Genomic DNA, 23164 nt, shown 5'->3' on the forward strand with positions numbered 1-23164 from the left:
GCGCGACCGAGCTGGCGCGTGTTGTGTTTTCCGTTGCTTTTAAAGCAAACCCAAAAAATGAAATGAGAAAACGTTTTTCCAATTGACAATGACATTGGTAAAAGGTTTTCTCATCGCAGCTGTGGGAGGCGACACTGGATATCGGAGGAAACAAGAAGCGGATCACGATCCATGACGTCGCAGCTGCGGCAGGCGTCAGCATTTCGACCGCTTCGAAGGCACTCAACAACACCGGACGCATGTCGGAAGAGACCCGTGAGCGCGTGAAGCGTGTTGCCGGCGAAATCGAGTTTCGACCGAATGCGCTGGCGCGGGGGCTGCTCAGCAAGCGCAGTTTCACCATCGGGCTTTTGACGAACGATACCTATGGTCGCTTCACTTTGCCGGTCATGGCAGGCGTGTCGGAGGCACTTTTGGATCATGGCGTCTCGGTCTTCCTCTGCGCCATCGAGGACGATCCGGCGCTCGGTCAGATCCATGTCGAAGCCATGCTGGACAAGCAGGTGGATGGGATCATCGCGACTGGAAAGCGGCTCGACAAGCGGCTACCGGTAGACCTTTCCAATCTGCCGGTGCCGGTGGTCTACGCTTTTACCGAGGGAGCACTGAACAGCGTCACCTTCCGATCAGACGATGCCCATGGCGCGCGTCTCGCCGTGGAATGGCTGCGTCAGTCCGGCCGCCAGAAAATCGTCCACGTCACCGGACCACAGGAGTTCTTTTCGGTTCGCGAACGGGCCGAAGCCTATCAGCAGGTGGCCGGCACCGCTGAGGCTGTCATGTACGGCGTCTGGTCCGAAAGCTGGGGCCATGACGCGGTCGAGAAAATCTGGTCGCAGGCTGGAGAGAAACCGGATGCGCTGTTCTGCGGCAACGACCAGATCGCGCGCGGGGCCGTCGATGCCCTGCGCGAGCGGGGCATCAAGGTGCCGCAGGATGTCTCCGTGGTGGGCTTCGACAATTGGGAGATTGTCGCAGCCCAGACGCGGCCACCGCTGACGACGGTGGATATGGAACTGAAGGAACTCGGGCGGCAGGCCGGTTTGACTGTCCTGGCGCTCGCGGAGGGACGGCCCGTCGAGCCGGGAGTGAGGAAATTGCCATGCCGGCTGGTCGTCCGGCAATCATGCGGGGGTCATACCCCCGAGCGATAAACGAACGGCGCGAGGAGACGCGCCTATTTGGGAGGAATGTCATGATGAAACGTCTGTTGGCAGCGACTGGTATCGCTACCCTTTGCCTGATGTCCGGCGCGCAAGCTGCCGAAACGATCCAGATGTGGGTCCGAAGCGGGATCGGCGACAGCTTCAAGAAAGTCGTCGAGAGCTACAATTCGAGCCACGAAAACCAGGTCGCGATGACCGAGGTGCCGTTCTCGGAACTGGTACAGAAATACGCAACCGCCATTGCCGGCGGTCAGGCACCGGACGCGCTGTCCATGGACCTGATCTACAATCCGGCTTTCGCCGCCGCGGGCCAGCTCGAAGACCTGACGGACTGGGCGAAGTCGCTGCCTTATTTCAGCTCTCTCTCGCCGTCGCATGTCAAGCTCGGCACTTATCAGGACAAGATCTACGGTCTGCCGCTCTCGGTCGAAACCTCCGTCTTCGCGTGGAACAAGGATCTCTACAAGAAGGCCGGCCTCGACCCCGAAAAAGCGCCGACCAGCTGGGATGAGATCACCGCCAACGCCACCAAGATCCGCGCGCTCGGCGACGACACCTACGGCTTCTACTTCTCCGGCGGCGGTTGCGGCGGCTGCATGATCTTCACCTTCACCCCGCTGATCTGGGGTTCGGGTGCCGACATCCTGTCCGCCGACGGCAAGACGGCGACACTCGATACGCCGGAAATGCGCAAGGCCGTCGATATCTACCGCACCATGGTGAAGAACGATCTCGTGCCTGCCGGTGCCGCCAGCGACAACGGCGCGAACTTCCTGAGCTTCACCAACGGCAAGATCGGCCAACAGAGCCTCGGCGCCTTCGCCATCGGCTCGCTGGTGACCGAGCATCCCGACATCCATTTCGGCGTCTCGCTGATCCCGGGTGCGACGGGCGGCACTTCTTCCTTTGCCGGCGGCGACAACTTCGTCATCACCAAGGGCACGCCCAAAATGGCTTCTGTCAAAAGGTTCCTCGAATACGTCTATTCCGAGGATGGCCAGAAGATCATGGCTAAGTACGGCAGCCTGCCGACGCGCGGCGATATTGCCGACAAGGTGCTGGAAGGTCTCGACCCGCGCCTTCAGGTGGGCATCCAAGCCATCGCCGTTGCCAAGACGCCCTATACGCTGCAGTTCAACGACTTGATCAACAGCGCCAACGGCCCTTGGGCCACCTTCACCAACGCCGCGATCTTCGGCGATGACGTCGATGGCGCCTTCTCTGCCGCCCAGGACGAGATGCAGTCGATCATCGACAGCGGCCAGTAATCTCCCGGCTGCTGCGGCCGGAGGGCAAAGCCCGCCTTCCGGCCGATTTTTCTCTTTCTATGCATGTCGTTTTCGCAAAACCGCTTCACACTTTTGCGCGACATGCTCATGCGGAGCATGAGAATGACCAGTTCGATGACCGAGATGCGTCCGCGCAAGCGACGGCGCAGGACGGGGTGGCGTGGCCTTGCCTATATCGCGCCGGCGATGGCGCTCGTCATCCTCTTCTTCGTCATGCCCGTCATCTTCACGGGCTGGATGAGCCTGCACAACTGGCCGCTGATGGGCGGAACCCGCTGGATCGGCTTCAAGAACTACGTCCGCATGTTCAATGATGGCCGCTTCCTGTCGGCGCTGCAGTTCACAGCCTATTACACCGTCATCGTCACCATCGCGATCTTCGCGGTTGCCTTTCCGCTGGCGATCTTCGTCGAGAAGCAACGCCGCTTCGTCTCCGCCTATCGCACCATCATCTTCCTGCCCGTCGTCGTCGGCTTGGCCACCGCCTCGCTGCTCTGGGTGTGGCTTGCCAATGTCGACAGCGGCTTCATCGGTCCCGTGCTGCGGGCGCTCGGCCTCGTGGACAAGGCTCCGAACCTGCTCGCCACCTTCGATAGCGCGTTCCTGACGATCATCGTCATGGTGGTCTGGAAGATCGCCGGTTTCACCATGATCATTCTCCTGACCGGCCTTCAGGCGATCCCCGCTGAACTGACGGAGGCCGCCCGTATCGATGGCGCCGGCCGATGGCAGCGGTTCCGGCACCTGACCCTGCCGCTGATGCGCAAGACGATCGCGCTGGCGCTGATCATCTCTGTCACCGGCTCGATCCTCGCCTTCGACCAGTTCTACATCATGACCTCAGGCGGGCCGCAGAACCGGATGATTTCCGTCGTCTACTACATTTTCAACCAGTCCTTCGTGTCCTTCAATCTCGGCTATGGCGCAGCGCTGTCGATCGTGCTGCTGGCGATCCTTGTCGCGATCAGCATTGTTCAGCTCTGGCTGCTGCGGGTCGGGGAGGAACGGGCATGAGCACGTCGAAAGAGTTGCGCGCACGCCGGAATTTCCGCAGCAATGCGGCCTACCACGCGACGGGCATCGCCATCTGCCTGTTTTTCCTGGCGCCGTTCGTCATCACCTTGCTCGCCTCCTTCCGCCACGGCACCGAAGCCCGATTGCCGCCGCTGCCGCCATGGCCGACAAGCGGCATCAGCTTCGATTCCTACCGGTCGCTCGATACCTTCGGCGCCGGCGTCTGGCAGCACACGCTGAACTCGCTGCTGGTGTCGCTGGCAACCGTGGTTTTGACCGTCATTGTCAGCCTGCTCGCGGGCTACGGTTTCTCGCGCTATCGCTTCCCGTTCAAGAACGCGCTGTTCGTGCTGATCATCGCCACGCTGATGATCCCGTTCCAGTCGATCCTGACACCGCTGTTCATCATCCTCGCCAAGCTGGGGCTCAATAATTCGCTGCTCGGGCTGACCCTCGTCTATGTGACGCTGCAACTGCCCTTCTCGGTGTTCATGATGCGCAACGCCTTCGATGCCGTGCCGAAGGAGATCGAGGAAGCGGCGCGCATCGATGGCGCCCGCGACCTCAAGCTTCTCGTGCGCGTGCTCTTGCCGCTGGTCCTGCCGGGGGTGGCAACCGTCGCGATCTTCGCCTTCCTCAATGCCTGGAACGAGTTTCTCGCGGCCCTGATCCTGCTCTCGAGCAATGAGAAATACACGCTGCCCGTGCTCATGATGGCCGTGCGCGCAGGGCGCCTCGGGGCCATCAACTGGGGTGCGGTGCAGGCGGGCGTCGCCGTCATGACCATCCCCTGCCTGATCGTCTTCCTGCTTTTGCAACGCTACTACATGCGCGGGCTGATGGCCGGCGCCGTGAAATGATCTGAAGAAAGAACGGATATGAACACGATGAAAAGAGACCGCCAGTTCCGCCCCCTCCCCGTGCCCAGCGTCGATGTGCAGGGCCTGTTCGGCGATCGCCAGGATGCCATCTGCGATTCCACCGCCGCAACACTGCTCGACCGCTGCGTCGAGGCCGGTATGGTCAAGGCGATCGACACCAGCATCCCGAGTCCGGGGGTGATCATCCCGATCCAGCCCTGGGGCGGCACGACGCAGATGTTCTGGGACAGCGATCTCGGCAAGTCGATCGAGACCGTTGCCTACTCGCTTTATCGCCGCGCCAACCCCGAACTCGAAGCCCGTGTCGATGCGATCATCGATCTGTATGAGAAGCTGCAGAACGAGGACGGTTATCTCAACGCCTGGTTCCAGCGCGTCCAGCCGGAGCGCCGCTGGACCAACCTGCGCGACCACCACGAGCTCTATTGCGCCGGCCACCTGATGGAGGGCGCCGTCGCCTATTATCAGGCAACCGGAAAGAAGAAGCTGCTCGACATCATGTGCCGCTATGCGGATTACCTCATCACGGTCTTTGGCCGGGGTCCGGGCCAGATGCCCGGCTATTGCGGCCATGAGGAAGTCGAGTTGGCGCTGGTCAAGCTCGCCCGCGTCACCGGCGAGAAAAAGTATCTGGACCTGTCGAAATTCTTCGTCGACGAGCGTGGCACCGAGCCGCATTTCTTCACGGACGAGGCCCTTCGCGATGGCCGCGATGTCGCCGACTTCCACCAGAAGACCTACGAATACGGCCAGTCGCATGTTCCGGTGCGCGAGCAGACCAAGGTCGTGGGTCACGCGGTGCGCGCCATGTATCTCTATGCCGGCATGGCCGACATCGCCACGGAATACAAGGACGACAGCCTGACGGCAGCGCTCGAAACCCTCTGGGACGACCTGACGACCAAGCAGATGTATGTGACCGGCGGCATCGGCCCGGCAGCGGCGAACGAAGGTTTTACCGACTACTACGACCTGCCGAACGAAACCGCCTACGCGGAAACCTGCGCCTCCGTCGGACTGGTCTTCTGGGCAAATCGTATGCTCGGCAGAGGACCCAACCGGCGCTATGCCGACATCATGGAGCAGGCGCTCTACAATGGGGCGATGGCAGGCCTCTCGCTTGACGGTAAGACCTTCTTTTATGAGAACCCGCTTGAAAGCGGCGGCAAGCACCACCGCTGGGTCTGGCATCATTGCCCCTGCTGCCCGCCAAACATCGCTCGCCTTCTAGCCTCCATCGGTTCCTATATGTATGCCGTCGCCGACAACGAGATCGCCGTGCACCTTTATGGCGAGAGCCAGGCGCGCTTCGAGATCGGCGGGGCGAAGATCGAGCTTTCCCAGAAGACCAACTACCCCTGGGAAGGGGCTATCCATTTCGGCGTAAAGGCCGACAAGCCGGCACGCTTTGCAATTACACTGCGCGTCCCCGGCTGGGCTGAAGGAGCCACGCTCAAGGTCAATGGCGAGGCGATCGATATCGCATCGGTGACGATCGATGGCTACGCCCGCATTGAACGCGACTGGAAATCCGGCGACGCGATCGACCTTGAGATTCCGCTTGCACCGCGCGCGATCTTCGCCAACCCGCTGGTGCGACAGGATGCCGGCCGTACCGCGCTGATGCGCGGCCCGCTCGTCTATTGCGTCGAGGCGACCGACAATGGCGAAGGCCTCAATCGGCTGACGCTTACCGGAGATCTCGGCAAGGCAAAGACCAGCACTGTCGATGCACTTCGCGGTGCCGTGGCGCTTGATCTGCCGGCACAACGCGATGCCGCCGATTGGGGAACCGCGCTCTACCGCACATCGCCGCCGAAACAGGAGGAGACAACGGCGCGCTTCGTGCCCTATCCTTTCTGGGACAACCGGACGCCGGGCGAAATGCTGGTCTGGGTTCGCACGGGGGCAGCCAGTGGGGAATGAGATGACCGATACCGGTGTTCTGCTGACGGATATCCGCAAGAGCTTTGGTAACCTCGAGGTCATCCATGGCATTGACCTGAAGATCGCGGAGGGTTCCTTCGTGGTGTTCGTCGGCCCCTCCGGCTGCGGAAAATCGACGCTGCTTCGGATGATCGCGGGCCTTGAGGAAGTCACGGACGGCGAGATCGAGATCAAGGGACGCAACGTCACCGATCTCGATCCCTCCAATCGCGGCATTGCCATGGTGTTCCAGTCCTATGCACTCTATCCGCATATGAGTGTGCGCGACAATCTGGCCTTCGGGCTGAAGATGGCTAACACGCCTGTTTCGGAAATTGAAACCCGCGTGAAGGCAGCCTCCGCCATCCTGAAGATTGATCACCTGCTCGATCGGCGGCCGGGGCAGCTTTCCGGCGGCCAGCGGCAGCGCGTGGCGATCGGACGGGCGATCGTGCGCAAGCCGGACGTGTTCCTGTTCGACGAGCCGCTCTCTAATCTCGATGCGGAACTGCGCGTCTCAATGCGCATCGAGATCGCCCGGCTGCATCGTGAGCTCGGCAACACAATGATCTACGTCACCCACGACCAGACGGAGGCGATGACGCTTGCCGATATGATCGTGGTCTTGCGCGATGGCCGCATCGAGCAGACCGGCAGCCCACGCGAGGTCTACGAGAACCCGGCAAACGCTTTTGTCGCCGGTTTCATCGGCTCGCCCCGGATGAACCTGCTGACTGCGGAATGGGCGGGCGACGGCTCGGTACGCGTCGGCGGACGCCAGATCAGCTCGCCGCTCCACGCCACGGCGATGAAGTCGGGCGAAAAGCTCACCTTCGGCATCCGCCCGGAACACCTGAGCGTATCCCAGGCAGCAACGAGTGAAACATTGCGCGCAAAAGTCGATTTCTTCGAATATCTCGGCGGCACCCAGTTTCTCTATTGCCAGCTTGAGGACGGACAGGCGGTTGTTGCCGAGCATCGTTCACCGATCGCAGTCAAGGACGACGAGGTCGTCGAACTGGCCTGTGATCTCGGCAACCGGCGCTTCTTCGATACCGCGGGACTGAGGCTCCGGTGAGTTGCAATGAATGGGTCGGGAGCTTTGAAAAATCCGGCCTATTCGCGCTAAAGAACGCCCTACATTCGTCAACGCTAACTATCATTGTGTCGTCAGATCGGGTTGCGCCAACGCTGGTATTGTCTAAAACACAGATCTCCAGTGAGGTTTGCGTGGACGATACCGAACAGCCCAAAACCCTGACACCCCGCATGTTGAAATGGGCGCAAAATTCCGCGCTCTACAGGGTGAGCCGCCAGATGCTGTCCCGCCGGCAGCTTCATGATGCCGTACTGCGCAAGGCGCGCGAGAAATTTGACGACATCAGCGTCGAAGACGCACAGACGCTGGCCGCCACGGCCGTTGCTTTTGCCGACTCGATCGGGGCGCTGGATGACGATGCTTTTGCCCAGGCAAAGACGCGATCAGCCGTCCGCGGCGGCAAGTCGCAGCGCATGATTGCCCGTGCATTGTCGCGAAAGGGTATCGACAAAGAAACAACTCAGGCAGCTCTGGCCGAGGCGGATGATCTGACCGCTGCAGTGGCACTCTCCCGCCGTCGGGCTTTCGGGCCATTTCGGCGCGCGGAAGTCGATGATGCGCGCAGACAGAAGGAGCTTGCCGCGATGGTGCGGCAAGGTTTCGTCTTCGAACTGGTCAAGAGGGTTTCGGCGATGTCCCGCGAGGAGGCAGAAGAGATTTTGTCGCAGATGCCATAGGCTAATGCTCTTAAAATGACCCCACCACATTCCCGCCGGAAACAGCAGCGGTTATAAATATCCGCAGAAACAGAGAATGGATTCAACAGAATGACCCAGACAGTCGTCGATCGCTTCCTGCGCTATGTCGTTATCGATACGCAGTCGGATGCCGCTTCTCCGACCCAGCCATCGACGGAAAAACAGAAAAATCTCGGCCGCGTTCTCGTGGCGGATCTGCTGGCGATCGGGGTCAATGACGCCCATCTCGATGAGCACGGCTATGTCTACGGCACCATTCCCTCCAATGTCGACAAGCCTGTTCCGGTCATCTGCTACTGCTCGCATATGGATACCGCCACGGATTTCACCGGAACGGATGTGAAGCCGCAGATCGTCAAAAACTATGACGGCAATGATATCCGTCTGGTTGGCAACACCGATCTCGTTATCCGCCGCAGCGAGCATCCGGCACTCGCTGACCAGATCGGCAACGACATCATCACCACGGACGGAACGACGCTGCTTGGCGCTGACGACAAGGCCGGCCTCGCCGAGATCGTAACTGCTGCCGATTACCTGCTTTCGCACCCCGAAATTCCGCACGGCACGATCCGCATCCTCTTCACGACCGACGAAGAAATCGGCAGGGGCGTCGATAAGGTTGATATCGCCAAGCTTGGCGCCGCCTTCGGCTACACGGTCGATGGCGAAACGGCCGGGCATATCGAGGACGAAAGCTTTTCGGCAGACGGCGTCGAGATCGTTATTTGGGGCGTCGCCATTCATCCCGGCTTTGCCAAGGGCAGGATGGAGAATGCCATCAAGATCGCCAGCCGGATCATCGACCGCCTGCCCCCGCATATGGCGCCCGAGACGACTGAGGGTCGCGAAGGTTTCCTGCATCCGACGAACCTTCAGGGCACGATGGAAAAGGCTAGCATCAGCCACATTGTCCGCGCCTTCGATGAAGAGGGATTGAAACAGGAGAAGGAAGTGCTGCGCCGGATCGTCGAGGGCGTCATGACTGAATTCCCCGGTTCGACCTTCTCTTTCACGGTGAAAGAACAGTACCGCAACATGAAGATGGTTCTGGATCGCAACCCGGAAATCATCGAAAACGCGCTGGAAGCCATCCGACGCGCCGGCATGACACCGGTGCGCGGCAGTATCCGCGGCGGCACGGATGGCTCGCGTTTATCCTTCATGGGCCTGCCCTGCGCCAACGTCTTCGCCGGCGGCCATGCCTTCCACTCCCCGCTCGAATGGGTGAGCCGACAGGATATGGAAAAGGCTGTAACGACCCTGGTGGAGCTCGCGAGAGTGTGGGAAGAGCGCAGCTGATGCCTAAAAAGTGAAGTCACTCCGTGGGGCCAATTTAAAATCCCGCTCCTCGGCCATGTCGGATGGCCAGGCTCGCCGCGCGTCGAGACGCGGCGAGCCGTTTGTCTCGTTTTCGTGGCTCACGGGCTCGACGACAAGAAGTACAAGAATTAAGAAAATCTGAGATTTTTCTAAATGCGGGCGGAGTTCTCTGAAAATCGGCAGGCATTGTCACAATGGAGATTGGTGTAACCTGTTCTTCACCGCATAAGATTCATGTGTCCTGCTAATTTTTTTTCGTTGTTCTCGGCACAAACCCAACCATAAACCCGAACAGTCGACCAATCTTCTCCAACGTTTCCAATGTGGGATTTGCGGTTCCAGCTTCGACTTCCGCAATCTGGCGCCTTGTAAGTGACAACGTCTTTGCGAATTCCTCCTGCGTCATGCCAAACCCCCTACGGATCTCCGCAACTGCTTCGGGCAGCCTTAGATCACCGGTTCGAGCGCGCTCCGCCAGTGTTCGCCGATTTTCGAGAATCTCTTCTTTCGTGGGTTTTTTCCAGCGAGCCATTTAGCTGTCCTCCGGCATCACTGGCACGCCGCCAGAACGCTATCCGCGATCTCAATGGAGCGTCCCATTGCGCGCTCCAGAATCTCCGGGGTCGCACCCATGTCTTTCGCCATGGTCGGAGCTTGGCGCAGAGGTTCGGCAAACTCGGAAAGCTTAGCCGCGAGCGCTTTCTGTTCTGCAGGATCAGGCATCAGTTCGGCGCAAATCCGTTTCCAGTCGGGAAGATGATCGCGACCACCGTCACGCATCATGGCCCAGCGGGTGGAACGAACGATTCCCTCTTTGGCGAGCCGCATTGGTGCGAAATCAAAGAGCGGAGACAGGCGGATCGTGCCGTCCTGATGCTTGCTGAGAGCGGAATTCCGGCCGTGATTGTCGGGATTGCCAAGTGCGAGGTTGGCGATGTCGCGCTTCAGGTATTCGACGATGTCCGCGAAGGGATCGGCCGAATATTGGCGCAGAACGTCGATATAGGCTTCATGGGTGCCGACATGGCCGAAATCAGCAACGCCGATCGCTGACACCAGGCTTTCCTGGCCCAGCCGGACGGTTCCGCCGCCTTCTTCCTTCTTCCGGTCGAAACGGGGAATGATCAGGACGCCCTCGGCATAGGTCGAAGGTTCGTTGACATCAAGACCGATCTCTTGAGCGATCCGCGAATAAAGGGCTTCGCCTTCGAGAATCAGACGGTCTACAGGCTCGTTGCTGCGTACCAGCTTGACGATGGCGTGGCGCAGAGCCTCATCATCGGTCACAAAGCTGTCAGGATAATATAGCCCGTCATTCGCCTGGGTCATGGAGACCTTCGGCCATTCTCCTTGCAGGCCACTGGAGCCGGAGGCGAGCATTCCAAAGCGATCGGCGACTTCCATGAAACGATCCGACCGCTCAAGGATTTCCGCTTCTGTAACCCCTTGGCGCTCAACACCGCGCAGGCGTTCCGTCTCGGCCTCTGCTGCTTCCTTGATCCGGATATTGCCAATGCCACCTGTCGCCGATCGCAGAAGCAGCGGAAGATCGGAAGCGCGCGAGCCTTCAGCAAGGCCGAGGTGATCGGCAAGCTTTCGCCTTGCATGGCCTTGGGGCATGAGATCCAAGACGAACGGCGGCCAGCTGCGGCTATATCGATTTTCGAGGTCAACAGGATAACAGACTGACAAGGCGCGATGGTTGCATACCGTCTTTCCGGCCGCAAATTCCGCCGCTGCCATCGTGACGAAATAATCGAGATCGTAGTCGACGATCGACGCGCTCTGAAAGCCGGCCGCATCGTCCGTGAGTTCTAGTGTCGCGGCGTGATGCCACTCACCATTAAAATGGGTTTGAAGCGTTAGGCGCACTAATTGACCCTTTCAATGGTTCAAATAATGCATTTTTTCAATTTATTCAACCCATCAAAGTGGGTTGAATAACTGCCACTTGAACTGCCAGCTACCGAAACGGGTAGGGAAGCACCTGATCCGGCTGATCATCTTTAGGCCTCTCAGCTCACTACCACACGCAAACAGCATCATTGAAAAGCCAAGCACCGGCGTCAACCAAGCATCGGGCCCGCTCTTGCAGTAAACAGGATGAGCGAGACAGCTCCGATTGCTGCGAAGAAGACCATCCCGAAATCGTATTGCTTTGAAAGGCTCGTGAGCCGGGCCGAATGCTGGGCATAGCGCAATTGCCTTGCTAACTTTCGCTTTTCGGATGCCAGTTGATCGCGCTTGAATTGCAGTTGTCATTCTTCCATTTCATCCGAAGTCGAATCCTCGACCTCATCCGGCTGCGCCATGTCATGCCTACTGAGCAGGCCGGCATCTTCCAGCATTTCCATGTTCGGCAGGTCCCGCAGCGTATCGAAACCGAAGGATGCCAGGAAATGCGGGGTCGTCACGAAGGTGTAGGGCGCTCCCGGCGTGGGGCTGCGGGGGCCGGAGGCAAGAAAACCGGCCTCGCGAAGGCCTGCCATTGTGTCGCGGCTGACCTCCTTGCCGAAAATCTTCGTGAGCTCCGTTCGGGTTACCGGCTGGAAATAGCCAACCGTCATCAGGACGGCCGCCTCGTGATCCGACAGGCTCGCGGAAATATGGCGGGTCGGCGCAGCTGATGCGCGGATCGCCTGGCCATAAACCAGACGCGTGCGATGCTGCCAGCCGCTCGCGACCGAAACAATGTCGTAAGGCCGATTGCGCAGCTCTTCCCGGAGGTCGTCCACGAGAAGGTCGATACTACAATCCTTACCAACTACACGCGCCAGCACTTCGCGGCTGACCGGCTCCCTGGAGGCAAAGATCACCGCCTCGACCCGCATCATCCATTCGCGCCAGCGCAGATCGGGCGGCAAATCTTCCAGATCACGATCGAGAAGAACTTCGCTGTCTGCCCGCTGCTGTCGCTTGCGGTTTTCCATACGCGCTGTGCCGGGTGCAGCCATCGTTACAGCCCAAAAATACGAAAGCTTTGACGGCCGGAGAGCTCACGCACGCCACCCAGGCTTTCCAGCCGCTCGAAAAGCCGCCTGCTCGCCCATCGCGACAGATTGGTACCCGGTGCCGAAACCACCACCGCATCGTCATCGAGAAGCTGGCGGATCACGGCGGAGGCGCCCTTGGTCCGCACCTTTCCAGACACTTTGAGCATATGATCGGCGCGTCGCTCAATTTCGCCGGCCATGCGCAGGGCCTCGCTTGTCCCTTGGGCCAAGGCGATGCAGACGGCGCGGTGAAAGCCGTCATCCCCCGGGAGCATGCGCCCGCGCCCACCAATCGTGCGGAAGGCCGGCCCATAGCGTTCCGCCATCAACAACGGCACGGGGCGCGGCCATCGCAGTTTCTGCGCCAGCACCCAGTCCGCAAGCCACCACGCCAAAACCTCTGCGTCGGGGCGGAGAGTGACAATCCGGGTAGCAAGATCAGCAACGATGAATGGAGCCGCCCTGTTGGCCTGCAGCAGATCGTCGACAAGGCTTGGAATATCCGCGAGCAGTTCATCCCAACCCACAGACAGAAGCGTGCAGAGTTCGCGCAGGGTTTTCGTATCGATTACCCGCGTTCCGCCGGCAAGTCGTCGATACGCCACTAGCACACTGCCCGCGGGTCCTGGACTGTCTCCCGGTGACGTCAGAAGCACCGCATCCCGCAGGGCGGCCTCTTCCTCGTTCCAGCCGAGCAGCTTGACGGCCGATACGGCACATTTCAGGGTAAGACGCTGGCGCCAGCACCCGGCCCAGATAGGGTCGGAGCGAACAAGACCATCCAGCAGACCCAGCGCACAGCCGGCGGCAAAGGCCGCGTCGGCCTCGGTGGTCACTCCACCACGCGGCAAGGCCCATCCAGGGATGAGCAAGGACGGCGGCACGGCGGATGAATTTGAGGAAACAAGCGATTCCATCGGCGCAGCATAGATGACCGGGGCGCTATCGCCTACAATCTCTAGTAAAACCGCACAGAATATTGATGACTGCGGGACATGCTTCAAACGCCCCCGCCGCTTCGCTCAAATCGACAGGGAAGCCTCCAGAAACGAAAAAGCCCGCCGCGGGAGGAGGTGCGGCAGGCTTTTCCAAAAGAACCGAGCAGCGACTGGGAGGAGGAGTGCCGCCGCTCCTACAGACACCCCTGGGAGGAGGAGCGGGGCGTCTGAAACACGAAGCTCTGCGGGAGGAGGTGCATTGCTTCGATAAAAATCATCATACACTGACGGCGCTTATTTGATAGGCATTATGTTGCAGTGCAGCTATGCACAAAACGCAGATCTTGTAGGCAGGCTTTGGTTTCCCGTGCGGCACCGGGGTTTCAGCCCCCAGAACGCAAAAACGCCCGCGAAACAGCGGGCGTCTGCAACAGCATTGAGAGGTGCTGGTATTAACGAGCGATCGAGGCGCGAGCCACGCTGCGGATGTCTGCCCGGTCGATACCGAGGTCCTGCAGTTCGCGGTTGGTCATCCGGCCGAGTTCGCTAATCGTCTGACGATACTTGCGCCAGTTGTTCAGTGCACGTGTTACGTTCATGATAAATCCCCTTTCCTGAGGCAGTCCCGACGTCAGCACCCTGTGCGCTCCCGTCGTTTTCATGAGGGGAATATAATCGGTTGAACGTCGAACAAACAGCGCCAAAGCGTCAGGTCACCCATGCACGCAATGCAAGGGTCGCGTAAAAGAATCACCTAAAGGAAGGCCAATTCCTTCAGCAGGGCATCGATTCGCTCCGGCAAGGCATGGTCATTCATGAACATATGCCGCAGCTGCGTGCGATCGCTGACGCCCGACTGGTACCAAGAGATCAGGCCAACGGCGACCTGATTTGCTTCTTCGCTGCGGATATCCGCACCGTTTTCGGCGCACCACGCTTCGAGGAACCTCTGTAGAAGATGGAGATCGTCAGCTTCGAGCGGAAGATCGGACTGAAAGGAAGCGTGCATTTGAACCCTCTTGTTGCGCATAACGCGCAATAAACGGCGATTGCTCCAGGATGGGTTCGGTCACCAGAGCGAAATACCGGCACTACACACCTTGCGGTGCAGTAAGCTGATCATAAGGGGCGAATCTTGCCCCAGACCTTCCTAATCCTGCACCCTTCGACGACAAATGCAGCGAGAAGGCGCTGCAGTTCTCATACCTCGCCAACCCGGTGATTTTAGGGCCGGCACAACACGGAAGGCATTTTGTCCAAAAGTGCCTCCTTTGTGACAAGACCTGCCCCCCTGCTCTGCGCAATCTTCCCTCGTGATCAATAGCGCCGCACCATCATCGCAGAGAGAACTCATGTCTATCAAAGCAACGCCCACGCCAGGCCCGAAGCTTCTTACGCCGAAGGACCATACCCTGATCATGATCGACTTCCAGTCGCAGATGTCCTTTGCGACCAAATCGATCGATGCAGTCAACCTGCGCAACAACGCGGCTCTGGTCTCGCACGCCGCAGCCGGCTTCGGGGTCTCGACCATCCTGACCACGGTTGCTGAAAAGAGCTTTTCCGGCCCGATGTTCGAGGAAATTACCCTGGCATTTCCCGGCCAGAAACTGCTCGACCGCACGTCGATGAACACGTGGGAAGATGCCGCGGTCATCGATGAAGTGAACCGCATCGGTAAAACGCGCATCGTGCTCGCGGGCCTTTGGACCGGTGTCTGCATCGTTGGTCCGGCGCTTTCGGCGATCTATCAGGGTTTTGAGGTCTATGTCATCGCCGATGCCTGTGGCGACGTTTCCGACGAGGCACACAACCGCGCCATGGACCGCATGGTTCAGGCCGGCGCCCAGCCGATGACGTCGCTGCAATACATCCTGGAACTGCAGCGCGACTGGGCCCGCACGGAGACCTACGACATGACCACCGGGATCGCCAAGAAGTTCGGCGGCGCGTATGGTCTCGGCATCATCTACGCCAAGACCATGTTCGGTGCTCACGAAGGCTGAGCGTCCCCACGACAGCGGCGGAGGTTTCCGCCGCTGTTTCCGTTTTTGTTGCAGGTGAGGTTTCCGATGAAGATCTACATTCTTTCGCTGACCGTCGGCCTCTTGGTCGGGGTGATCTATGGCCTCCTCAACGTCCGCTCTCCGGCGCCGCCGATTGTCGCGCTTATCGGGCTCCTGGGCATTCTCGTCGGCGAGCAGATCCCGCCCCTGATCAAGCACTTCTGGAACAAGGAACCCGTGGCAGTCTCCTGGCTGCAGCAGGTGAAGCCGCATATGTTCGGCCACCTGCCAAAGGCCTCCAAGCCACAGGACGATACGTCCTCCGAGCGGAGTAAGGGGTGATGCCGACCCGCCGCAGTTTCCTTGGAGCCGCCGCCTCCAGTCTCGCTCTACCCGGCCTGTTTTCGCCGGCCCTTGCCAATGATCCGATTACCGGAGCCAGCACGATGACCCCTGATCTCATTCTCCACAATGGCCGTTTCACGACCCTCGATCGCACCAATCCGACCGCAACAGCCGTTGCCATCAAGGATGGGACGTTCCTTGCCGTCGGGCGCGATGAAGAGGTTGTCCCGCTGAAATCGGACACGACAAAGGTAGTCGATCTCAAGGGCCGTCGCGCCCTGCCTGGCCTCATCGACAACCATCTGCACATCATCCGGGGTGGCCTGAACTTCAACATGGAATTGCGCTGGGACGGCATCCGTTCGTTGGCCGACGCCATGGACATGCTGAAGCGACAGGTGGCGATTACCCCGCCGCCGCAATGGGTGCGCGTGGTCGGCGGCTTCACTGAACACCAGTTTGTCGAAAAGCGCCTGCCGACCATTGATGAAATCAATGCCATTGCCCCCGATACACCGGTCTTCCTGCTACATCTCTACGACCGCGCCCTGCTCAATGGTGCAGCTCTTCGCGCCGTCGGCTACGACCGGAACACGCCTGAGCCGCATGGCGGCGAGATTACCCGCGATGCCAATGGCAACCCGACCGGCATGCTGCTTGCCAAGCCGAATGCTGCCATTCTCTACGCGACGCTTGCAAAGGGTCCGAAGCTGCCCTTCGACTATCAGGTCAACTCCACCCGCCATTTCATGCGCGAGCTCAACCGCCTCGGCGTGACCGGCGCGATCGATGCCGGGGGCGGCTTCCAGAACTATCCCGAGGATTATGCGGTCATCCAGAAGCTTTCCGACGAAGGCCAGATGACCATCCGCCTCGCCTACAACCTTTTCACCCAGAAGCCGAAAGAAGAGAAGAGCGACTTCCTCAACTGGACGGCAACCTCGAAATACAAGCAGGGCGACGATTATTTCCGCCACAACGGAGCCGGTGAAATGCTGGTGTTTTCGGCTGCCGATTTCGAGGATTTCCGCCAGCCGCGGCCGGATATGCCCGCCGAGATGGAGGACGATCTGGAGGGCGTGGTACGGGTGCTTGCGGAAAACCGCTGGCCCTGGCGCATGCACGCCACCTATGACGAAACCATCTCCCGCGCCCTCGATGTGTTCGAGAAGGTCGACAAGGATACCTCGCTCTCCGGCCTCAACTGGTTCTTCGACCACGCCGAAACCATTTCCGACAAGTCGATCGACCGGATCGCGGCGCTCGGCGGCGGTGTCGCGGTACAGCACCGCATGGCGTTTCAGGGCGAATATTTCGTCGAGCGCTACGGCGCAGGTGCTGCTGAAGCCACCCCGCCCATCGCCCGGATGCTCAACAAGGGCGCCAAGGTCTCGGCTGGCACGGATGCCACCCGCGTCGCCTCCTATAACCCGTGGGTTTCGCTGTCCTGGATGATCACGGGTCGCACGCTCGGCGGCATGCGTCTCTATCCCGAGCGCAACTGCCTCGACCGGGAAACGGCGCTGAGGATGTGGACCGAGAACGTCACATGGTTTTCCAACGAGGAAGGCAAGAAGGGCAGGATCGAGAAGGGCCAGCTGGCCGACCTGGTCATTCCCGATCGCGACTTTTTCTCCTGCCCCGAGGACGAAATCAGCCATGTAAGCTCCGAGCTGACGATGGTGGGCGGCAAGATCGTCTGGGGGGCCGGTGACTTTGCCGATCTCGATGACAATCCCGTTCCGCCAGCCATGCCGGACTGGTCGCCGGTACGTACCTTCGGTGGGTACGCAGGCTGGGGCGAGCCACAGGGCGCTGGCAAGAACTCGCTGCGCATGAAAGCGGCGTCGCTCTGCGGCTGCGCCAACAGCTGCAATGTCCACAACCATGATCACGCCACCGCCTGGTCGAGCAAGTTGCCGATCTCCGATCTCAAGGGCTTCTGGGGTGCGCTTGGCTGCGCCTGCTGGGCCGTGTGAGGAGAGTTGTCATGACCGAGTTTGAACGGAAATTTGCTGATACCGCCCGACCGATCGTCCGCCCGGCCGTCCTTTACTGGCTGGCCTTGCTCGGGCTTTGCGCTGCCTATCTCCAGGGCAGCCTGATGAAACTGTTCGATTTTCAGTCCGCGATCGGCGAGATGAACCATTTCGGGCTCTCGCCCGCCCCGGTCTTCGCAGTTCTGGTCATCGCCTTCGAACTCGCCGCTTCGGCAATGATCCTGACTGGCTTCTTCCGCTGGCTTGGCGCTTTGGGACTGGCGGGCTTCACCGTCATGGCGACCTTCGTTGCCCTGCGGTTCTGGGAGATGGCGCCGGGACAGGAACGCTTCATGGCAACGAATGCCTTTTTTGAGCACCTCGGCCTCGTCGGCGGATTTTTCATCGTCGCCTGGGTCGATCTCACTTCCCCCGACCAACGATAGGAGCAATCATGTCATCTGCCCGTCCCTTAGATCTCGCCTTGACGCGCCGCGACGTGCTTCTTGCCGGTGCAGCGCTTGCCGCCGTTGTTGCAATTCCCGTTTCCACCGTAGAGGCTCAGGTCTCTGCAACCCCACAAAAAGGAGAACCCCGCATGAGCTTCGTAACCACCAAGGACGGCGTTGATATTTTCTACAAGGACTGGGGTCCGAAAGACGCGCAGCCAATCATGTTCCATCACGGCTGGCCGCTGAGCGCCGACGATTGGGATGGCCAGATGCTGTTCTTCCTCTCGAAGGGCTACCGAGTTATTGCCGCCGACCGTCGCGGCCATGGTCGTTCGTCTCAGGTCTCCGAAGGCCATGATATGGATCACTATGCGGCCGACGCCTTCGCTGTGGCCGAAGCGCTTGATCTCAAGAATGCCGTCCACATCGGCCACTCCACCGGTGGCGGCGAAGTCGCTCGTTATGTCGCCAAGCACGGCGAACCTTCCGGCCGCGTTGGAAAGGCCGTTCTGGTCTCCGCCGTCCCGCCATTGATGCTCAAGACCGACGCCAATCCGGAAGGTCTTCCGATCGAAGTGTTCGATGGCTTCCGCTCTGCGCTCGCAGCAAACCGCGCGCAGTTCTTCCGCGACGTGCCGAGCGGTCCGTTTTACGGCTTCAACCGCGAGGGTGCCACGATACAGGAGGGTGTGATCCAGAATTGGTGGCGTCAGGGCATGATGGGTAGCGCCAAGGCCCACTACGACGGGATCAAGGCCTTCTCGGAAACCGATCAGACGGAAGACCTGAAGGCAATTTCCGTTCCAACGCTCGTTCTGCATGGTGAAGACGATCAGATCGTGCCGATCGCCGACGCGGCTCTCAAATCGATCAAGCTTCTGAAGAACGGCACGCTGAAAACCTATCCGAAGTTCGGGCATGGCATGCTGACCATCAATGCCGATGTCTTGAACGCCGATCTTCTGGCCTTCATCAAGGCCTGATTTTCAACGCCGCCGCGGAAGCACACTCGCCCGCGGCGGCGCCTCTTTAAGACATGGGACGGCAGGCAGCCGTCGGAGACCTGTATTGACCCATCAACACGCCGATCCTGAGCCTACGCTGACACCGCCAACGAAAACGTCGTCAAGCGGATTTGCGCCACTTCGCCAGACCGTCTTCGCCGTGCTGTGGGCAGCAACCGTGCTTGGCAATACCGGTAGCTTCATGCGCGATGTCGCAAGCTCCTGGCTGGTCACCGATCTTTCAGCCTCGCCAGCGGCGGTCTCGCTAATCCAGGCGGCGGGCACGCTGCCGATCTTCCTACTCGCCATTCCGGCCGGCGTGCTCTCGGACATTCTCGACCGCCGCAAATTCCTGATCGCGATCCAGCTGCTTCTCGCCAGCGTCAGCATCTCCCTGATGATCCTGTCCTATAGCGGGATGCTGACGATCAGCCTGCTCGTCGGCCTGACCTTCGTTGGCGGTATCGGGGCGGCGCTGATGGGGCCGACCTGGCAGGCCATCGTGCCGGAACTCGTGCCTAAGAAAGATATCAAGAGTGCCGTCGCCCTCAATTCTCTCGGCATCAACATCGCCCGTTCGATCGGCCCGGCGGCCGGCGGCTTGCTGCTCGCCGCATTCGGCGCGGCGTTGACCTATGGTGTTGATGTCATCAGCTATGTCTTCGTTGTCTCTGCCCTGCTTTGGTGGCCGCGCGCCAAGGATGCTGACGATGCGCTGTCGGAGCGCTTTATGGGGGCCTTCCGGGCTGGCCTGCGCTACACCAGGGCAAGCCGCCCGCTTCATATCGTGCTGATGCGCGCCGCGGTTTTCTTCATCTTCTCCAGCGCCGTCTGGGCGATGCTGCCGCTCGTTGCCCGCAATCTGCTGGGTGGCGATGCCGGCTTCTACGGCATCCTTCTGGGCGCTGTTGGCGCCGGGGCCATTCTCGGCGCAATCGTCATGCCGCAGCTTCGGGAGCGCTTCGATTCGGATGCGCTGCTTCTGGGCTCGGCGATCATCACCGCGATCGTCATGGCATCACTTGCTTTGGCCCCGCCACAATGGCTGGCGATCCTCGTCCTATTGCTGCTCGGCGGCGCCTGGATCACCGCTTTGACGACCTTCAATGGTGCAGCGCAGTCCATTCTGCCAAATTGGGTGCGGGGGCGCGCACTCGCCGTCTATCTCACCGTCTTCAACGGTGCCATGACGGCCGGTAGTCTCGGCTGGGGCGCGATCGCACAGGAGATCGGTGTGCCGATCGCGCTCCTGGTCAGCGGCGCTGGGCTTCTAATTGTCGCGCTCGTCCTTCACCGTATCAAGCTTCCGAGCGGCGATGCAGACCTCGTGCCGTCAAACCATTGGCCCGAGCCGCTCGTAGCCGAACCGGTCGAACATGACCGCGGCCCGGTCCTGATCCTGATCGAATATCGTATCGCCCGCGAAAGCAGGGGCGCCTTCCTCGACGCTCTTACCCGCCTTTCGGAAGAGCGTCGCCGCGACGGCGCGTATGGCTGGGGCATGACGGAGGATTCCGCCGATCCTGAAAAGATCGTCGAATGGTTCATGGTCGAATCCTGGGCGGAGCACCTGCGCCAGCACAGGCGTGTGTCAAAGGCCGATGCCGATCTGCAGCAGGAGGTCGTTCGTTACCATATCGGCCCGGACAAGCCTGTCGTCCGGCATTTCTTGACCATCGAACATCGTCACAGGCATCGGAGCGGAACCCGCTAGCTCAATGCCGATCGCGCAAGCGCCAGGCTGACGCGGTGATGTTGATCTCGCGGGAGAAGATCTCCGACATGTGATGCTCGTCGATGAAGCCGCATTTTCTGGCGATATAATCGGGGTGCAGGCCTGTACCGCTTAGGAGATCCTTTGCCCGGTCGATGCGGTAGGCAAGCAGCCAGGACATCGGGTCGTGCCCGGTGCTCGCCTCGAAACCATCGACAAAATCCTCCTCGGCAAGCCCGCTCGCAAGGGCGACCTCGGCCAACGATAGGTCCCGTTGGAAATTGGCGATCATGAAGTCCTTGGCGCGCTTTTCCTGGACGAATGAGAGCGTTTTTCCGTTTATCCTGTTGCGCCCGGGAAGACATCCGTAGCGATGGGCGATATGGGCGTTAAAGGCCAGACTGACCTGCGCCACCAGAGGCGTGGCGAAGGCATCGGCTGCATCGAACATCGGCAGAAGCGCTGCGCCCAGATTGCTGATGACAGGATCGTCCACACCGCGACAGGTGAGCAGGCCTTCGAGAAGCGGCTCGCCTGCTTCATCGGTTACCTCGTCGAGCAGGCTGCTAGGAATATGAAAAGCCAGAGCGTCGAAATCGCTGCGGATGCAGATCGCGGCGCCGTGCTTGAGGCTGATAAGGCAGATCGAGCCCTTCGGATATGTCTTGATCAGGGTCGTCGAAGCATCGGGGAGAATATCGCAGTGACGAACATCGACCAGATAAAGCATCACCAGAAAGGCGTCGTCCGCAGGAAGCGTAACGCTCCGACCGCCCTCCTGGACCTTTCCCGCAAGGTGGGTGATAGAAAGTTTTGCCGTGTGAAGCGGAGTCGTTGTCAATGTCCTCGCCTGCTTGACGCCGAAACATGCCGCGATGCGATCGCCGGGGCCGCTCATTTCATTCATCTGCATCTGCTCTGCCTGTTCCTCCCGTTGCCCTCGGACCGGAGAGCAACGTTAATCCGAATATGCCCGCACGCGCGCGCTACCACGTGCCGCCGCATCCACAATCGCAGAGACCTGGGCGACGGTTCGACCTTCAGGAACGACGATCTGGGGCGGAAATATTCAATCGCGCCCTGTTCTCCGACTCCCGTGACAAATGTCGGCATACTGCCCCTCTGCGATCGTAAAATTCAACTTTATGACGCGCTGGTGCGAAACGATTGAAGATAAAGCCTGTGATTGTCGAAAACCGGGCGTTTTTTCGAGATGTAAGCCACCTGAAATCCATCACCACCCGCCTATTCCCGAGCCGTTGCTCAAGGTCCCACGACGCTACCATTCAAAATTCGGTGCGGCGCCGCGCTATTGATAAAAAACGTACTTCCACTAGGATCGCCCTGCTCGGTTTTCCGATACAGAAAGGCTGCATTCATGGTGACGGTATCGACTAAAGGGCCAGCATCGTCTCGCGACAGTTTTGGCTGCCCTTTCAGCAAGTTATACAAGGATCAGACGCTTAGCGGCGGTAATCTGAAGCTGTTTCGGAAGGGTACGCTCGACCTGCGTCTCGAACAGGTCGAAACATCCGCCAGCGACCGCGGCTTTCTGGTCGGAATTTCCACCCAAGGCGGCCATTCGCGGCGCATTTTCCACGAACATCACGCGGTCGATCACCAGTTCGAGGAAAACTCGATCTACATCCGTAATCTTGCCGAGGATTACCGGGCTGATCTTAGCGGCCCATTCGATTTCCTGCTGCTGGAAATATCACCGAAGGCGCTGACCAGGATCGCGGAAGAAGCCGATCTCGGCAGCGTCAACGGCTTTTCCGGTGAGATCAACGGCCTTTCGGGAATGACCGGCAGCAAGGATCCGGTCCTTGCCAATCTTGCCCGCGCCCTGATCCCGGCCTTCGAGCGGCCGGAAGAGGCAAGTGCGCTTTTCATCGACCAGATGGCAACGGCCATCGGCACCTATCTGGTACATCAGTATGGTGGCAAGCACCCCGCGCTCGGTGCCCGGAGCCGAAAGCTTTCCCGTTCCCACGAAAGCTTGGCGAAAAACATTCTGCTAGAAAATCTCGACGGGAATATTTCAATCTCGGAGGTCGCAGGTGCCTGCAGGCTATCACGCGGCTATTTCATCAAGGCTTTTCGCGAGACCACGGGCCAGACACCCTATCAATGGCTGCTGAACGAGCGCATCCGCCGCGCCTGCGAAATGTTGCAGCAGCCTGAAATGCCATTGGCTGAGGTGGCGATTGCCTGCGGCTTTGCCGACCAAAGCCACTTCACCCGCGTTTTCGCCAATATCATCGGCGCCACGCCGGGGAATTGGCGTCGCGGCGCCCTCCTCTGAGTGCGATGACCGGTGCCATGGCATCGCTCAGC

General features: G+C 59.9%; 22 protein-coding genes. 15 read left to right on the forward strand and 7 right to left on the reverse strand.

The window, feature by feature from the left end; translation table 11 throughout:
• Positions 1-119 precede the first annotated feature (119 nt).
• The 8 genes from QO002_RS23380 (at position 120) to pepT (ending at position 9375) form a co-directional block, all read left to right on the forward strand.
• Positions 120-1154: a LacI family DNA-binding transcriptional regulator gene (locus QO002_RS23380; protein WP_370878589.1), complete on the forward strand. Its 1035-nt coding sequence runs from the start codon at positions 120-122 to the stop codon at positions 1152-1154.
• A 41-nt stretch (positions 1155-1195) separates the two neighbouring features.
• Positions 1196-2434, forward strand: a complete 1239-nt coding sequence (locus QO002_RS23385) for an ABC transporter substrate-binding protein (protein WP_307234321.1) — start codon at positions 1196-1198, stop codon at positions 2432-2434.
• 123 nt (positions 2435-2557) lie between these two features.
• The gene (locus QO002_RS23390; RefSeq protein WP_307234323.1) at positions 2558-3469 is read left to right on the forward strand and encodes a carbohydrate ABC transporter permease; all 912 of its coding nucleotides are present in this window, start codon (positions 2558-2560) and stop codon (positions 3467-3469) included.
• On the forward strand, positions 3466-4329 hold the full coding sequence (locus QO002_RS23395; protein WP_307234327.1) for a carbohydrate ABC transporter permease: 864 nt from the start codon (positions 3466-3468) through the stop codon (positions 4327-4329). The genes QO002_RS23390 and QO002_RS23395 overlap by 4 nt, the downstream gene beginning before the upstream one ends.
• Before the next feature lie 18 nt (positions 4330-4347).
• On the forward strand, positions 4348-6276 hold the full coding sequence (locus QO002_RS23400; RefSeq protein WP_307234330.1) for a glycoside hydrolase family 127 protein: 1929 nt from the start codon (positions 4348-4350) through the stop codon (positions 6274-6276).
• A 1-nt stretch (position 6277) separates the two neighbouring features.
• Positions 6278-7354, forward strand: coding sequence for an ABC transporter ATP-binding protein (locus QO002_RS23405; RefSeq protein WP_307234332.1), 1077 nt, complete (start codon positions 6278-6280; stop codon positions 7352-7354).
• A 191-nt stretch (positions 7355-7545) separates the two neighbouring features.
• Positions 7546-8052, forward strand: coding sequence for a regulatory protein RecX (locus tag QO002_RS23410; protein WP_307235047.1), 507 nt, complete (start codon positions 7546-7548; stop codon positions 8050-8052).
• A gap of 90 nt (positions 8053-8142) precedes the next feature.
• A complete protein-coding gene (pepT, locus tag QO002_RS23415) occupies positions 8143-9375 on the forward strand; it encodes a peptidase T (protein WP_307234334.1) in 1233 nt (410 codons plus the stop codon).
• A gap of 265 nt (positions 9376-9640) precedes the next feature.
• Here the strand turns inward: pepT and QO002_RS23420 are convergent, their stop codons facing one another.
• From QO002_RS23420 to QO002_RS23445, 6 genes are all read right to left on the reverse strand, one after another.
• On the reverse strand, positions 9641-9928 hold the full coding sequence (locus QO002_RS23420) for a helix-turn-helix transcriptional regulator (RefSeq protein ID WP_307234336.1): 288 nt from the start codon (positions 9926-9928) through the stop codon (positions 9641-9643).
• Positions 9929-9945: 17 nt separating this feature from the next.
• Entirely contained in the window at positions 9946-11268 is a 1323-nt protein-coding gene (locus QO002_RS23425) for a type II toxin-antitoxin system HipA family toxin (protein WP_307234338.1), read from the reverse strand.
• A gap of 386 nt (positions 11269-11654) precedes the next feature.
• A complete protein-coding gene (gene scpB, locus QO002_RS23430) occupies positions 11655-12350 on the reverse strand; it encodes an SMC-Scp complex subunit ScpB (RefSeq protein ID WP_307234340.1) in 696 nt (231 codons plus the stop codon).
• Between the two features lie 2 nt (positions 12351-12352).
• Positions 12353-13306, reverse strand: coding sequence for a DUF1403 family protein (locus QO002_RS23435; RefSeq protein ID WP_370878570.1), 954 nt, complete (start codon positions 13304-13306; stop codon positions 12353-12355).
• A 473-nt stretch (positions 13307-13779) separates the two neighbouring features.
• Positions 13780-13926 carry a DUF1127 domain-containing protein gene (locus QO002_RS23440; protein ID WP_307234344.1) on the reverse strand — a complete coding sequence of 49 codons (147 nt, stop codon included), beginning with the start codon at positions 13924-13926 and terminating at the stop codon, positions 13780-13782.
• A gap of 155 nt (positions 13927-14081) precedes the next feature.
• Entirely contained in the window at positions 14082-14336 is a 255-nt protein-coding gene (locus QO002_RS23445; RefSeq protein ID WP_307234347.1) for a hypothetical protein, read from the reverse strand.
• A 349-nt stretch (positions 14337-14685) separates the two neighbouring features.
• On the opposite strand from QO002_RS23445, the gene QO002_RS23450 reads away from it, so the two are divergent.
• The 6 genes from QO002_RS23450 to QO002_RS23475 all read left to right on the forward strand — a co-directional run bounded on the left by QO002_RS23450 (position 14686) and on the right by QO002_RS23475 (position 20827).
• Complete coding sequence (locus QO002_RS23450) at positions 14686-15333, forward strand: hydrolase (RefSeq protein ID WP_307235049.1); 648 nt, start codon at positions 14686-14688, stop codon at positions 15331-15333.
• A gap of 66 nt (positions 15334-15399) precedes the next feature.
• Entirely contained in the window at positions 15400-15675 is a 276-nt protein-coding gene (locus QO002_RS23455; RefSeq protein ID WP_307234349.1) for a XapX domain-containing protein, read from the forward strand.
• Positions 15675-17657 carry an amidohydrolase gene (locus QO002_RS23460; RefSeq protein WP_307234350.1) on the forward strand — a complete coding sequence of 661 codons (1983 nt, stop codon included), beginning with the start codon at positions 15675-15677 and terminating at the stop codon, positions 17655-17657. The genes QO002_RS23455 and QO002_RS23460 overlap by 1 nt, the downstream gene beginning before the upstream one ends.
• 11 nt (positions 17658-17668) lie before the next feature.
• Positions 17669-18103 (forward strand): DoxX family protein, encoded by a 435-nt coding sequence (locus QO002_RS23465; RefSeq protein WP_307234352.1) that lies wholly within the window; start codon positions 17669-17671, stop codon positions 18101-18103.
• A gap of 152 nt (positions 18104-18255) precedes the next feature.
• Entirely contained in the window at positions 18256-19092 is an 837-nt protein-coding gene (locus QO002_RS23470; RefSeq protein ID WP_307235051.1) for an alpha/beta fold hydrolase, read from the forward strand.
• A 118-nt stretch (positions 19093-19210) separates the two neighbouring features.
• Complete coding sequence (locus QO002_RS23475) at positions 19211-20827, forward strand: MFS transporter (RefSeq protein ID WP_307235053.1); 1617 nt, start codon at positions 19211-19213, stop codon at positions 20825-20827.
• 1 nt (position 20828) lies between these two features.
• Here the strand turns inward: QO002_RS23475 and QO002_RS23480 are convergent, their stop codons facing one another.
• Positions 20829-21740 (reverse strand): AraC family transcriptional regulator, encoded by a 912-nt coding sequence (locus QO002_RS23480; protein ID WP_307234354.1) that lies wholly within the window; start codon positions 21738-21740, stop codon positions 20829-20831.
• A 465-nt stretch (positions 21741-22205) separates the two neighbouring features.
• Here QO002_RS23480 and QO002_RS23485 point away from each other — a divergent pair, with 465 nt between their 5' ends.
• Positions 22206-23132 (forward strand): helix-turn-helix transcriptional regulator, encoded by a 927-nt coding sequence (locus QO002_RS23485; protein ID WP_307234356.1) that lies wholly within the window; start codon positions 22206-22208, stop codon positions 23130-23132.
• Positions 23133-23164: the final 32 nt, after the last annotated feature.

The sequence above is a fragment of the Pararhizobium capsulatum DSM 1112 genome (assembly GCF_030814475.1).
Classification (GTDB): domain Bacteria; phylum Pseudomonadota; class Alphaproteobacteria; order Rhizobiales; family Rhizobiaceae; genus Pararhizobium; species Pararhizobium capsulatum.